The sequence below is a fragment of the Streptomyces sp. NPDC087263 genome (genome assembly GCF_044744645.1).
Classification (GTDB): domain Bacteria; phylum Actinomycetota; class Actinomycetes; order Streptomycetales; family Streptomycetaceae; genus Streptomyces.
Window position 1 is genome coordinate 13,285 of record NZ_JBIUYT010000006.1, and the last position, 14,103, is coordinate 27,387.

10 protein-coding genes are annotated in these 14,103 nt (G+C 72.0%); 1 reads left to right on the forward strand and 9 read right to left on the reverse strand.

Translation table 11 applies throughout. The features are described from left to right. Nucleotides 1-121 precede the first annotated feature (121 nt). The 8 genes from ACIPC1_RS20390 to ACIPC1_RS20425 form a co-directional block, all read right to left on the reverse strand. Nucleotides 122-2,803, reverse strand: a complete 2,682-nt coding sequence (locus ACIPC1_RS20390; protein WP_402519503.1) for an SWIM zinc finger family protein — start codon at nucleotides 2,801-2,803, stop codon at nucleotides 122-124. Between the two features lie 8 nt (nucleotides 2,804-2,811). Continuing rightward, nucleotides 2,812-5,718: an SNF2-related protein gene (locus ACIPC1_RS20395; RefSeq protein WP_402518839.1), complete on the reverse strand. Its 2,907-nt coding sequence runs from the start codon at nucleotides 5,716-5,718 to the stop codon at nucleotides 2,812-2,814. Nucleotides 5,719-5,823: 105 nt separating this feature from the next. Next, nucleotides 5,824-6,405 (reverse strand): sugar kinase, encoded by a 582-nt coding sequence (locus ACIPC1_RS20400; RefSeq protein ID WP_402518840.1) that lies wholly within the window; start codon nucleotides 6,403-6,405, stop codon nucleotides 5,824-5,826. Continuing rightward, nucleotides 6,402-7,547 (reverse strand): ROK family glucokinase, encoded by a 1,146-nt coding sequence (locus tag ACIPC1_RS20405; protein WP_384383303.1) that lies wholly within the window; start codon nucleotides 7,545-7,547, stop codon nucleotides 6,402-6,404. The genes ACIPC1_RS20400 and ACIPC1_RS20405 overlap by 4 nt, the downstream gene beginning before the upstream one ends. 249 nt (nucleotides 7,548-7,796) lie before the next feature. Further along, on the reverse strand, nucleotides 7,797-8,618 hold the full coding sequence (locus tag ACIPC1_RS20410; RefSeq protein ID WP_402518841.1) for an ATP-binding cassette domain-containing protein: 822 nt from the start codon (nucleotides 8,616-8,618) through the stop codon (nucleotides 7,797-7,799). After that, the gene (locus ACIPC1_RS20415; RefSeq protein WP_402518843.1) at nucleotides 8,615-9,670 is read right to left on the reverse strand and encodes an ABC transporter permease; all 1,056 of its coding nucleotides are present in this window, start codon (nucleotides 9,668-9,670) and stop codon (nucleotides 8,615-8,617) included. Before ACIPC1_RS20415 ends, ACIPC1_RS20410 begins: the two co-directional genes overlap by 4 nt. Beyond that, a complete protein-coding gene (locus tag ACIPC1_RS20420) occupies nucleotides 9,667-10,671 on the reverse strand; it encodes a sugar ABC transporter substrate-binding protein (RefSeq protein ID WP_402518844.1) in 1,005 nt (334 codons plus the stop codon). The genes ACIPC1_RS20415 and ACIPC1_RS20420 overlap by 4 nt, the downstream gene beginning before the upstream one ends. A 233-nt stretch (nucleotides 10,672-10,904) precedes the next feature. Further along, nucleotides 10,905-11,642 carry a GntR family transcriptional regulator gene (locus tag ACIPC1_RS20425; protein WP_402519506.1) on the reverse strand — a complete coding sequence of 246 codons (738 nt, stop codon included), beginning with the start codon at nucleotides 11,640-11,642 and terminating at the stop codon, nucleotides 10,905-10,907. A gap of 129 nt (nucleotides 11,643-11,771) precedes the next feature. Between ACIPC1_RS20425 and ACIPC1_RS20430 the strand changes: the two genes are divergently transcribed. After that, nucleotides 11,772-12,785 carry a Gfo/Idh/MocA family oxidoreductase gene (locus ACIPC1_RS20430; protein ID WP_402518845.1) on the forward strand — a complete coding sequence of 338 codons (1,014 nt, stop codon included), beginning with the start codon at nucleotides 11,772-11,774 and terminating at the stop codon, nucleotides 12,783-12,785. Nucleotides 12,786-12,901: 116 nt separating this feature from the next. Here ACIPC1_RS20430 and ACIPC1_RS20435 read toward each other — a convergent pair whose 3' ends face one another. After that, nucleotides 12,902-14,086, reverse strand: a complete 1,185-nt coding sequence (locus ACIPC1_RS20435; protein ID WP_402518846.1) for a cytochrome P450 — start codon at nucleotides 14,084-14,086, stop codon at nucleotides 12,902-12,904. Nucleotides 14,087-14,103 lie beyond the last annotated feature (17 nt).

Sequence of the window (14,103 nt, forward strand, 5' to 3'; positions counted from 1 at the left end):
CTGAGGCACATGAGCGCCAGGGTACGAGCCGGTGGCCCAACTCGTCGAGAATTCCGGGCAGTCGGTGTTCCGGAGCATCAACTGGTCGGCAGCGGACGGCGGGCGAGCGCCGACGCCCGTGTCAGAGGTCGCCCGATGCGCCGAGGCCCGTGAGCGCGCCCACCGGGTCGAGGTCGGGGGTGCCACGGGGCCACCAGTCGTCCTGGCCCGGTTCGGATTCGTAGGCGTACCAGAGGCCGCTGTGGCCGAGGCGGAGTTGGGCGTGGCCTCGGGGGTGGGTGAGGTGGTTGCGCCAGGGGCGGAAGGCGGGGAGGTCGGCGGCGAGGAGCAGCGGGCGGGCCCGGTCGAAGCGGCCCGCCGGTGGGTCCCAGGGCTCTTCGAGGACGGCGAGCCCTTCGAAACCGCCCTGCCGCCAGGCGGCGACCGCACGGGCGAGGTCGGCCCGGGTGCGTCCCGCGGCAGCGGCGAGCGAGGCGTACAGGGTGCGGGTCGCGGCGGTGAGGCCGGAACCGGGCCGGGCGGCGGCGAGGCGCACCGCGTCCTGCCAGAGCGTCAGCCCCGCGACCGGATCGCGGCCCGCGGTGAGCAGCGCGTGCGCGCGGGCGGCGGCGTCGGTGGCCAACTGGTCCAGCGCGAACGGGTCCGGGCCGCCCGGCGCGTCCGGATAGGTCGGTGGCTGCTCGGGGTGCGTGGGCGGTGGGAGCGGTGCCGGGAGGGGTGGAAGTACACGCCGCGCGAGGGCGTCGCGGGCGCGGATGCCGGGGACGGGGGCCGGTTCCTGGTCCTGGGCGGCGCGGGCGATCCGGGTCGCGTTGCGGCGGGACAGCGCGTCGAGCAGTTCGCGTTCGCCTCGGCCGCGCAGGAGGAGGAGCACGAAGGGGTCTTCGTCCAGCAGCCGTGCGGTTTGGTAGCAGAGGGCGGCCGCGTGCTTGCAGGGGTGCCCGAAGTCGGGGCAGCTGCAGTGCGGTTCGAGCTCGCCGGGGCCGGGGAGCAGGGCGACCCCGCACTCGGCGAGCGACTTGGGCATCTCCTTGTCGAGCAGCGCGGCGATGTCCCCGGGCCGCTCGGCGACCGTGTCGAGGAATCGGTCCCAGTCGGCGTCGGACAATGTCCCCAGGGCGACCTGCACGCGATAGGGCCGCGGACGGCTCCCGTGCACGTACGCGAGCACCAGCCCCGGTGTGACGGTGACCGCGTCCACGTGCCCGCGCCCGGCATACGCCCGCCCCCGAGCGAGCCGCGCCGCATCGAGCGCCCCCTCCTCCAACGCCCTCACCCACGCGTTTCCCCACCACGTCTCCGCGAAGCCGTCATCCCCTGACGCCCGCGCCGGAAAGGCCTCGAACGTGCGGCGCAACTCACCGTCGCGCCCAGGGGATCCCATGGAACGCGGGAGCCGGGCGGCCACGGTCGCAGGCTGCTCTGCGGGCATGGGGTGCGCGGCGCGCGGGGTCTGGGGCGCTGCGCGCGAGGGCGTGGCCTCCGGGGAGGCGACGGCTGCGGAATCCGGCTGGGTGGCGGGGTGCGAGTCCGGGGTCGCCTCGCGTGCGGGCCCGGGGTGCGCGCCCCGGACCTCCACCACTACCCCCTCGGGCTGCGCCCAAGGCGAATCCGAGGCCGTGTCGCGCGAGTCTTCAGACCGTGGAGCCCGCAAGTCCTGGATCGACTCACCCGCGGCAGCAGCGCGCGCGGAATACGCATCCCTGGACGCCCCGGACGTGTCCCCGGCCTGCACCGAGCCCGAGCCCGGAACTGCCTCGCCATCGCCCCCAAGCCGCGCCGGGCCCACACCTGAGGCCCCCTCGGATCGATCGTCCACGAGTGCCGACCGCCGTCCCGCTGCCCCAGCCTCCGCGAGAGCGGACGAGTCGGCCGCGCTCGCGACTCCGGCCTGCACCGAGCCCGAGCCCGGAACTGCCTCGCCATCGCCTCCGCGCCGCGCCGGGCCCGCACTTGAGGCCCCGTCGAGCCGGTCGTCCGTGCGTGCAGGCCGACGTCCCGCAGTCCCGGCGTCAGCGGGGGCGGAGGGGTCGGCCGCGTCGCGTGGTGCTGGGTCGGAGGGCAGGTGGAAGGCTGCGGCGAGCAGATCGCGTACGTCTTGAGGCTGGGTTCGCCGGTTCTGGCTCCGGGTGTTCGGCCGGGCCCCGGAAGCGGCGCGCGTCGGGTCGGTGGACCGGCGTCCCGCCTCAACCCCCCTGTTTCCGGGGTCCGTTCCCCGCTTGGTTCCGGCGTCCGTGCGCGCCTGCCTCGCCTCACCCCGCGCGGCGCGCAACGCCTCGCGCGCGATGTCCCCCGGGCGCGAGCCCCCTGCGGCGGGACTGCCCGTCGGGATACCCGACGTCTCGGCCTCCGTCTCGACCTCCGCCTCGACCGGTGTCCCGGCCGACACCTCGACCGGTGTCCCGGTCTTGGCAGGAGACCGCGCCTGGCTGGGGGCCACGGCAGCGCCGGACACCTCAACCGCACCGGCGCGGGCACCCTGAACCGCTCCGGTACCGGAGGCGGACCTCTCCGCGGCCGCCCGTCGCAGCGCCTCGCGTGCCACGTCACCCGGTCGCGCGCCCGGGGAGGACGCCCTCTGGAGAGGCGCGTCGGCAGCGACCTGCTCAGCCGACTGATCGGACTGATCCGACTGGGCTGACTGGGCTGACTGGGCTGAGTCGTCAGCCCCCTCGTCTCCCCTGGCCTCGCGCTCCCGCGCGGCCCGCAGCGCCCGACGGGCCACATCAGCGGGGCGCGTCCCCGACGCAGGGCATGACTGGTCGGTGCCCGAACCCTCGGTCACCGGAGGGGTCTCCTCCACGCCGTCGTTCACGCGGACCTCCGAAGGGACACCAGGTCCGACAGGTCGCGGTCGGTCAGCTCGGTGAGGGACGCCTCGCCGGATCCGAGGATCGCGTCCGCGAGGGCCCGCTTCGCTTCGAGCATCTCGGCGATGCGGTCCTCCACGGTGCCTTCGGTGATGAGGCGGTGGACCTGGACGGGCTGGGTCTGACCGATGCGGTAGGCGCGGTCGGTGGCCTGTTCCTCGACGGCCGGGTTCCACCAACGGTCGAAGTGGACGACGTGGCCCGCCCGGGTGAGGTTCAGGCCGGTGCCGGCGGCCTTGAGGGAGAGCACCAGGACCGGGGTCGAACCGCTCTGGAAACGGTCCACCATGTGCTCGCGCTCGGGGATCGCGGTTCCGCCGTGGAGGAGCTCCACGGGGACCGCGCGCGCGGCGAGGTGTGCGGTGATGAGACGCGCCATGCCGACGTACTGCGTGAAGACGAGTGCCGAGCCGTCCTCGGCGAGCAGCGTGTCCAACAGCTCGTCGAGCAGGGCGAGTTTGCCGGACCGGGCGGAGGGCCCGTGGCCGGCCGCCCGAGCGTCCTCCTTCAGGTAGAGCGCCGGGTGGTTGCAGATCTGCTTGAGGGAGGTGAGGAGTTTCAGGACCAGACCTCGTCGGGCGATGCCGTCGGCGGTCTCGATGGCGAGCAGGGACTCGCGGACCACCGCCTCGTACAGGGAGGCCTGTTCGCGGGTCAGCGGGACCGGGTGGTCCGTCTCCGTCTTGGGCGGGAGTTCGGGGACGATTCCGGGGTCCGACTTCTTGCGGCGGAGCAGGAACGGGCGGATCAGCCGGGCCAGGCGGTGCACCGCCTCCTCGTCCTCGCCGTTCTCCACGGCGCGCGCGTGCCGGGCGCGGAAGGACTTGAGGGGGCCGAGCAGACCTGGGGTGGTCCAGTCGAGCAGGGCCCAGAGTTCGGAGAGGTTGTTCTCCACAGGGGTGCCGGTCAGCGCCACGCGCGCGGGGGCCGGGATCGTCCGGAGCGCCTTCGCCGTCGCCGAGTAAGGGTTCTTGACGTGCTGTGCCTCGTCGGCGACGACCATGCCCCAGGTCTGCTGGGCGAGGTGCGCCGCGGCCGACCGCATCGTGCCGTAGGTGGTGAGGACGAAGCCGCCGTCGAGGTCTTCCAGGGTGCGGTCGGGTCCGTGGAAGCGGCGGACGGGGACACCGGGCGCAAAACGGGTGATCTCCCGCTGCCAGTTGCCCAGCAGTGAGGCCGGGCAGACGACCAGGGTCGGTTCGCGGCGGGCCCGGCGCAGGTGCAGTGCGATGAGGGTGACGGTCTTGCCGAGCCCCATGTCGTCGGCAAGGCAGCCGCCGAGACCGAGGGAGGTCATGAGGTCCAGCCAGGCGAGCCCGCGGAGTTGGTAGTCCCGGAGCTTGGCCTGGAGACCGGGTGGTGGCTCGACGGGGGTCACGCCCGCCGTCAGCCGGTCGCGCAGCGCGGCCAGTGCGCCGACCGGCACCGCCTCGACGGTCTCGCCGTCGATCTCGGCGCTGCCGCTGAGCGCGACGGAGAGCGCGTCGACCGGGTCGAGCAGGCCCAGTTCGCGTTTGCGGGCCTTGCGGACGAGGGCCGGGTCGACGAGCACCCACTGGTCACGCAGCCGTACGACGGGACGGTGGGCCTCGGCCAGGGTGTCCATCTCGGCTTCGGTGAGCGGGTCACCGCCGAGCGCCAACTGCCAGCGGAACTGGAGCAGTTCCTCGCTCTCGAAGAACCCGGTGCCGTCCGTGGCCGACCCGGGCGCCGGGCGCACCACCGCCGCCGCGCTCAGGTCGTGGGCGAGGTCCCGGGGCCAGTGCACGGCAACTCCGGCCGCACCGAGCCGGTTCGCCGCGATGCCGAGCAGGTCGGACAACTCCTCTTCGGAGAGCGCGAGTACGTCGGGCACGTCCTGCTCGGACAGCCGGTCCAGGGGCGGCCAGACACGGGCCGCGCGACGGACGGCCAGGGCGGCGTCCACGCGCGCGCGGGGACCGAACGTCGCGTCGGCGTCGCCCGACCACAGCGCGGCGGCGTCGACGACGAGGGTGGGGTCGGCGAGGCTGTGCACCTGCACGACGGCCGCACCCGCGCGGCGCGCTCCCTCGCCGTCGTCGAAGAGCTGGTAGGCCGACAGGTCCAGGCGGAGCGAGATCCGCACGCCCGCGTCCATGCCCGCGGCGACCTCCGCGGCCCAGTCATGGGCGCCGGGCAGCCGCTGCGGCGCGATCGCGGCGAAGGGTTTGCCTGAGGTGAACCGCGCGGCTGGGGTGCGCGGCAGTGTGTCGGCGACGGCGTCCAGGAAGGACCGCATCAGCGCTTCCGGTTCCGGCAGCCGGAGCGGGCCCTTGCCGGGGAGGGGGACGGCGTGTCCTTCGTACGGCAGGGCCGCGGCGACCGCCCTCAGGTGCGCGATGTCGTCCGGGTCCAGCGGGCCCGCGCGCCAGGCGTCGAAACCGTCTGCGGTCAGGCCAGGCAGCAGCCTCCCGCGTGCGACGAGCCGCAGCGCGTGCAGCGCGGCCGCGCCCCAGCAGGCCGTGGCGGGATGCGCGGCGGGGTCGCGACGCGCCCCGGCCAGCAGCGGCAGGGCCTCGTCGATCGGCAGGCACACGGCGGGGACGGTGCCTCTGCGGACTCCGGAACCGTGCCGCCGTACCACCGTCAGCTCGGTCGGCTCCGTGGACGGTCCCCGCTCAACACGCTCACCGGAGGACGGGCCTCGCTCGACGCTCTCGCCGAAAGACGGTCCCCGTTCGTCGGCGGGTCCCTCGGGCGGCAGCGGCTCGGCGTCCGGATCCCAGAAGGCGATCCGCCCCTCACGCGGCAGCGGCGCGGGCAGGAAGACCGCGGCGAGGCGCACCGGTACCGCCCTCTCGGCCACCGCATCCATCCTGTCCCCCATACGCCCGGTCACCTCCAGCCCGTGAGTCCGATCAGTTGTCTTCGACTGTACGGGCGGGCTCTGACAATCGGCCTCGGCGGCGACGCCGGCAGGCAGCGGCACCTGTCAGGGAGTGGTGCGCGAGACCAGGTACACCATGGGGCGCTCGGGGTTGGACAGGTTCACGACGATGTCCTGGGTGGGTGCCGGGTTCTTCTGCGTGTGGACGAGGCCCGACCAGGGGCCGGTGCCGGTGAACTTCCAGCCGACGACCTGCTGGTCGTGGGCGCTGATGGTGAAGTCGTCCTTCTGCAGGGCGGCGCGGCTGGTGCCGACGTAGCCCAGGAACCTGTCCAGGCCCGCGCTGTCGGTGCCGAACTGGACGTACAGGCGGCTCGTCTTCCAGTTGTTCGTCTCGTAGTAGGCGATGTCGGTCGCGCCCCCCGGGATGGTCACCTGGTAGACGCGGCGCTGGACGCGTGACGGCCAGCCCGCGGTGAGGCCGGTCGCCGAGTACTTGTCCTCCTTCTCCTTACCGGCGTTGCGGCTCTGGTTGGCGGAGATCACCAGATACCCGGCCGGGACGCCGATGAGCAGCCCGATGATCAGCAGGGTGATCGCGCGGCGGCGGAACTTGCGGCGCGGGTTCTCCGGCGGCCGTTCGGGCTCGTCCGGCGGGGACGCCTGGCGCGGCAGCGAGGCCGTCACAGCGACTCCTGGGACGTACGGCGGGACTCCACGAAGCGCTCGTACCGCTCGTAGCGCTCCACCCGGCGGCGGTTGGCGCGGCGGAAGCGGCGGGCGACGAGCCGGGCGAGGTCGGCGGCGCCGACCATGCCGGCCTCGGGACCGAGCTGGGCGCGGGCGATGCGGGCCTCGGGACGGTAGCCGCGGCCGGTGAGGTGCCTGCGGAACGCGTCCCGCGCGGGGACGATCAGCAGGTCGTCGGCCGCGCTGACACCGCCGCCGATCACGAAGCAGGAGGGGTCCAGGGCCGCCGCCAGGTTGGCGATGCCGACGCCCAGCCACTGTCCGATGTCCTGGAGCAGCTCGACACACATGGCGTCGCCCTCGCGGGCCAGTTCGGTGATCAGCGGGCCGGTGATGTCGGGGATGCTGCCCTTGACCCGCTCGATGAGGCCGTACGCCACCGGGGAGTCGGCGGCGGCGAGTTCGCGGGCCTCGCGAACCAGCGCGTTGCCCGAGCTGTACTGCTCCCAGCAGCCGCGGTTGCCGCACGGGCAGCGGTGGCCGCCGGGCACGACCTGCATATGGCCGAACTCGCCCGCCACGCCGAACTTGCCGCGCTTGACCTGGCCGTCCTCCAGTATCGAGCCGCCGATGCCGGTGCCCAGCGTGATCATGACGAGGTGGTCCTCGCCGCGGCCCGCGCCGAAGCGCCACTCGGCCCAGGCGGCGGCGTTGGCGTCGTTGTCGACCAGGACGGGGACGGCGAGACGGCTGGAGATGCGGTCCCGGAGGGGCTCGTTGCGCCACGACAGGTGCGGGGCGAACAGGATGCGGTTGCGGTCGGCGTCGACCCAGCCGGCCGCGCCGATGCCGACCGCGTGGACGTCGTGCCGGTCGGAGAGGTCCAGGACCAGTTCGACGATGGTGTCCTCGACGACCCTGGGGCTCTTGGACTTGTCCGGCGTCTCGGCGCGGATCTTCTCCAGGATGTTGCCGTCGGCGTCGACGACACCCGCCATCACCTTCGTGCCGCCGATGTCGATGCCGACGGTGGGGACGCGGGGGGCAGTCAGGTGGGAACGGCGCTCGCGTGTGCCCACGGTCCGCAGGACGGTGGCCCGCGCGGAGCCGCGGTGTGCGAGGTCGCGGTAGGTGCTCATCGTGCCGATTCTGCCCTACGCACGCGCTGGCCTGCACGGTGGGAGACCGGCGGTGCGCCGGGCCGGTCCGTAATACGCAGGGGCTTGGGGGATCCGCAGAGGCTTCGGGCCGGTGCGTAATACGCAGGGGCTTGGGGGATCCGCAGGGGCGCTTCGGGCCGGTGCGTACACCGCGGGCTCGCTGTGGCTGGTCGCGCCCCGCGCGGGGCCGCGCATGTCACAGCCCCGCTCCCCTGCGGGGCGCCCTCCTCACGTCGCCCGTTCCAGCTCGTGACGCAGGTCGTCCAGCTCACTCCCGCCCGCCATCTGGCGGGTCAGCTCGTCCAGGGTGATCTCGTCGCGCAGATGGCTGCCGGACATCGTGCCCCTCTTCAACAGCACGAAGCGGTCGCCCACCAGGTATGCGTGATGCGGGTTGTGGGTGATCAAGACAACGCCCAGCCCGGCATCCCGTGCTGCGGCCACATATTTGAGGACCACACCGGACTGCTTGACGCCGAGGGCGGCGGTGGGCTCGTCGAGGACGAGGACCTTGGCGCCGAAGTGGACGGCGCGGGCGATCGCCACGCACTGGCGTTCACCGCCGGAGAGGGTGCCGATGGGCTGGTCGACGTCGCGGAGGTCGATGCCCATACGCAGGAGTTCCGCGTGGGTGGTCCGGCGCATGAACTCGATGTCCATGCGCTTGAAGGGGGCGACGCCCCTGGACGGCTCGGAGCCGAGGAAGAAGTTCCGCCAGACCGGCATCAGGGGGACGACGGCGAGGTCCTGGTAGACCGTGGCGATACCGCGGTCCAGGGCATCGCGCGGGGACGACAGGCGGGTCTCCTCGCCCTCGATGCGCAGGGTGCCCGCGTCGTGCTGGTGCAGACCCGCGATGATCTTGATGAGGGTCGACTTGCCCGCGCCGTTGTCGCCGAGGACGCAGGAGATCTCGCCTGCGTGGACTTCCAGTGAGACGCCTTCGAGGGCGCGGATGTTGCCGTAGTACTTACTGACGTCGTCGAGCTCGACGAGTGCCGCACCTTCCGGGGCGGCCGCGTCCTTCGTCATCTTCGCGTCCGTCGTCATTTCGTCGCCTCCGCGCGCTTGCGGACCCAGTGGTTGAGCAGGGTCGCCAGGAGCAACATCACTCCCAGGAAGAACTTGAACCAGTCCGGGTTCCACTCGGTGAACACGATGCCCTTGCTGACCATGCCGAAGATCAGGGCGCCGACCGCCGCGCCGACCGCGGAGCCGTAGCCGCCGGTGATCAGACAGCCGCCGATGACGGCCGCGATGATGTACGTCAGTTCGTTGCCGACACCCTCGCCGGACTGCACTACGTCGAACGAGAACAGCAGGTGCTGGCCGGAGATCCAGGCGCCGAAGGCGACGCCCATGTAGAGGCCGATTTTTGTTTTGTCGACCGGCACGCCGACCGCGCGGGCCGCTTCCTCGCCACCGCCGACGGCGAAGATCCAGTTGCCGATGCGGGTGCGCAGCAGGATCCAGGTGGCGACGACGATCAGGCCCAGCCACCACAGGATGGTGATCTTGAAGTCGACGCCGCCGATGGTGAGCGTCGAGGCGAAGACGGCCCTGGCGGAGGAGAAGCCCTGCATGTCGGAGATCGACTTGGTCGAGACCGTGCCGCTGATCAGCTTGGTGAAGCCGAGGTTCATGCCGGTCAGCATCAGGAAGGTGCCGAGCGTGATGATGAAGCTGGGCGGGTCGGTGCGGGTCAGCATGACGCCGTTGAAGACGCCGATCGCCAGTGTGACGACCAGCGAGACCAGGACGCCGACCCAGACGTTGGCGGTCATCTGGTAGCTGAACATCGAGGAGATCAGCGCGGAGGACGTCACCATGACGCCCGCGGACAGGTCGAACTCGCCGCCGATCATCAGCAGCGCGACGGGTACGGCCATGATGCCGATGGTCGAGGAGGCGTACAGGACCGTGCTGAGGCTGGCGGCCCGTACGAAGCTGTCCGCGAAGATCGCGAAGAAGAGGAAGACCGCGATCGCGCCGACCACCGAGCCGAGTTCCGGCCGGCCCAGGAGCTTGCGCAGCGGCGAGGTCTTGAGGAGGCGGTCATCGGACTTGGCACGGGGCGCGGGCGCAGGTGCTGTGGCGGTCACCGGGTGCCCCGCTCGGTGTACTTCTCCAGTGCGGCGGCCATGTCCTTGGTGATGATCTGCGGTCCGGTGAGGACCGGCTCGCCGCCGCCGAGCTCGTCGGCGTTGTACTTGTAGAGCCAGAGCAGGTCCACGGCCTCGTACCCCTGGAGGTAGGGCTGCTGGTCGACGGCGAAGCCGAGCGTGCCGTCCTTGAGCTCCGTCGCGACCTTCGCGTTCAGGTCGAAGGTGTCGATCTCGGCCTTGCTGCCCGCGTCCGCCTTGGCCTTGACCGCGGTGTCCGCGTAGGGGGCGCCGAGCGTGACGACCGTGTCGATGGAGTTGTCGGCCTGGAGCTTGGCGCCGATGGAGGACTGCACGTCGGGCATGCTCGTGCCCGTGACGTAGAGGTTCTCCACGGTGCCGTCGAAGGTCTTCTTGATGCCCGCGCAGCGCTGCTCGTGGCCGACGTTGCCCTGCTCGTGCAGGATGCACAGGGCCTTTTTCCTGCCCCGCTTGTTCAGCTCGTCGCCCACGGCCTCACCGGCGATCGTCTCGTCCTGGCCGATGTGCGTGAGCGCGCCGAACGCCTTGGACTCCTCGGAACCCGAGTTCACGGTGATCACGGGGATGCCGGCCTTCTCGGCGCGGGCGACCGCCGCCTTCATGGCGTCGGGCTTGGCGAGCGTGACGATGATGCCGTCGACCTGCTTGTCGACCGCGGCGTCCACGAGCTGCGCCTGCTGTTGTGCCTCGTCGTCGTGCGAGTACAGAAAGTTGATGTTGTCCTTGATCGCGGCCTGCTTCGCGCCGCTCTGGACGATGTCCCAGAAGGTGTCGCCATCGCCCGAGTGGGTGATCATCGCGAAGGTCCACTCGGGAGTGTTCACCGCGGCCCGGCCCTGGGCTGCCGCCGCCTCCCGGGCGTCCTCGGCCCGCTTCCCGCCGGTGGCGCTGCATCCCGCGAGGGACACCCCCAGCGCCCCTGCGAGCGCGATGCTTACCCAGGTCCGAGTCCGTGCCACGAGGCCGTGCCCTTCTTGCCGTGCTGCTTGGTCCGCGGGCCCCGCGGACCGGCCCGGAGGGCCGTCCCATGGATCCCGGGGGCCGGCATCTCACCGACCCAAACGCCCAAGTATCAGTCACGGGGATCATGCACCCCACCAGCGGGTCCCGCGCGCGGCGTACTTCCGCCGCTGCCGTACGCCCTTCTCGGTGAGGATCTTCAGGCAGGGACTGTCGGCGGAGCCGCCGCGCGTCAGGGCCGTACGAGGAGCTGGAACTCGAAGGAGTAGCGGGAGGCCCGGTAGGTGTGGGACCCGAACTCGACCGTGCGGCCGGTGTCGTCGAAGGTGGTGCGCTGCATGGTGAGCAGGGGTGCTCCGGTGGGCTCGCCGAGCCGCTCGGCCTCCTCCGCGGTGGCCGCGCGGGCGCCGATGGACTGGCGGGCGCTGTGCAGGGTGATACCCGTGGCACGCATCAGCCGGTACAGGCCGGTGGCCTCCAGCTGGGCGGAGTCGAACTTCAGCAGCCCCGGTGGCAGGTGGTTGCAGAGGTACGCCATCGGCTCCCCGTGGGCCAGCCGCAGCCGCTCGACACGGTGTACGTCGCTGCCCTCGGCCACCGCCAGAGCGGCCGCGACCTCGGCGGACGCCGGCTCCACGGTGTTGACGAGTACCCGGGTCGCGGGCCGTTGCCCGGCCGCCTCCAGGTCGTCGTACAGGCTGCTGAGCTCCAGCGGGCGCTTGACCTGACTGTGCACGACCTGGGTGCCGACGCCCCGGCGCCGCACGAGCAGGCCCTTGTCGACGAGGGACTGGATGGCCTGGCGGACGGTGGGCCGGGACAGCCCGAGACGTCCGGCGAGCTCGATCTCATTGCCCAGGAGGGAGCCCGGGGTCAGCGTTCCGTGCTCGATCGCGGCCTCCAACTGCTGGGACAGCTGGAAGTAGAGCGGGACCGGGCTGCTGCGGTCGACGCTGAGCTGGAGCGACACGGTCGGGTCCACATCTGGTTTGGGCACGGCCCCGAGCGTAGCTCCGGGAGATGTTGACGGGAAGTTGTGAAGTTCGATTGTCCGGACAAACCATTGACAGGGTGCCGGGTCCACCCTCACTTTGTAGCCATGCGCATCGGACTCATCGGAGCGGGCCGTATTGGGACATTCCACGCGACCACTCTGAGCCGCCACCGCGAGGTCGGCGGCTCTCTCATCGTCACGGACGCGGACACCGCACGGGCTCAGGAGCTCGCGGACCGCCTCGGTGCCACGGCAGCGCCCAGCGTGGACGAGATCTTCACCTGGGGCGTGGACGCCGTGGTCATCACCGCGGCGACCTCCGCCCACGCCGAACTGATCGGCCGCGCGGCGCGGTCCGGACTCCCGGTCTTCTGCGAGAAGCCCATCGCTCTCGACCTGCCCGGCACACTCGCCGCCCTCGCCGAGGTCGACGCGGCCGGAACCGTGCTCCAGCTCGGCTTCCAGCGCCGCTTCGACGCCGGCTACACGGCCGCGCGCGAGGCGGTGCGCTCCGGACGGCTGGGGCGACTGCACACGGTCCGGGCGATGACGTCCGACCAGTCACCGCCCCCGGCCGGCTACCTCCCGCTCTCCGGCGGCCTCTACCGGGACTGCCTGATCCACGACTTCGACATGCTGCGCTGGGTCACGGGCCGAGAGGTCGTGGAGGTGTACGCGACCGGGTCGGACGCCGGGCCCGCGATGTTCCGCGAGGCGCGGGACATCGACACAGCCGCCGCCGTCCTCACCCTCGACGACGGCACCCTCGCCACGGCGACGGCGACCCGCCTGAACGGCGCGGGCTACGACGTCCGCATGGAGCTCGCCGGCGAGCTGGACCAGATCACCGTCGGCCTCGACGACCGTACGCCGATCGCGTCCACGGAGCCTGCCGGGCCGCCGGCCGCCGACAAGCCGTGGACGGGTTTCCTGGAGCGCTTCGCCCCCGCGTACGAGGCCGAGCTCGCCGCCTTCGTCGACGTCGTCCGCGGCGAACGCACCAACCCGTGCGACGGCCGCGAGGCCCTGCACGCCCTGCGCATCGCGGAGGCGTGCGAACTGTCACGACACGAGCGGCGCATGGTCCGACTGGCGGAGATTCCCGGCGGCCGGGACTGACCGCGGACACTTCGGGCGTACGGAACTGACGGCCGGGCGCGAGGCTTCAGGGCCGGGCTCCTTCGCTCGGCACCCCGGCCCCGGCTCGCGGGATCGAAACCCCGCAAGCTGCTCACTCACCACCGCACGGGCAGGCTGCGCACGCCCCGCATCAGCATGCCGGGCAGCCAGTCGCCGGGCGGGCCGTCGAGGGCGAGGTCCGGGCAGCGGTCCAGCAGGGAGCGGAGGGCGACGCGGGCTTCGAGGCGGGCGAGGGGCGCGCCCAGGCAGTAGTGGAGGCCGTGCCCGAAGGCGAGGTGACCGCGGGCGTCACGCCGGATGTCGAAGCGGTCGGGCGCCGGATACCGCACCCCGTCGCGGTCGGCGGCGGTGAGGCCGATCATCACCGCGTCGCCCGCATCGATGGCCCTGCCGCCGATGTCGAGAGGTTCGGCGGCGTACCGGAACGTCGCGTTCTCCACCGGACCCTCATAGCGGAGTGTCTCCTCCACTGCGCCGTCCAGAAGCGTCATGTCGGCGCGCAGGTCGGCGAGTTGGCCGGGGTGGGTGAGCAGTGCGTGGACGCCGCTCGATATGAGGTTGACGGTCGTCTCGTGTCCGGCGATGAGCAACACGAAGGCCATGCCGCGCAGTTCCTGGGGCGAGAGCCGGTCGCCGTCCTCCGCGGTCGTGCGGATGAGACTGCTGAGCAGGTCGCCGGCCGGAGCGGAACACCTCTTGTCCTCGATCAAGTCGGTCAGATACGCGGCGAGTTGGACAAAGGCGTCGTACTCGCGCGCCGTACTGCTGGGCGCGACGGCCTCGTTCGACAGCGCGCGGAACGCGGCCCGGTCGATCTCGGGCACGCCGAGCAGCTCACAGATGACGGTGAGCGGCAGCGGATACGCGAGCGACTCCACGAGGTCGGCGCGCCCGAGCGGCAGCATCGCTTCGAGCAGCTCGTCGGTGATCTCCTGGACGCGCGGCCGCAGTGTCTCCACTCGGCGCATGGTGAACTCGCGCGCGATGAGCGCCCGCAGTCGCGTGTGCTGCGGCGGGTCCGCGACCAGCAGATACTTGCCGATCAGCTCCTCGTCGAGGAACCTGACCCCGATCTTCTCCCCGTCCTTGGCCAGTCGCGGATCGGCGAGCGCCGCCCGCGCCTCCTCGTATCCGACGACGAGCCAGGTCTCGTGGTGGGTATCGGGAACCGGCAACCGCACCCGGTGTACCGGCCCGAGCGCGCGCAACTCGGCATACACGGGATGCGGATCCTCCCTGAACCGCGCCCCGTACTCCCCCAGATCGATCACTTCCGCCATGTGCCTCCCCCTCCACC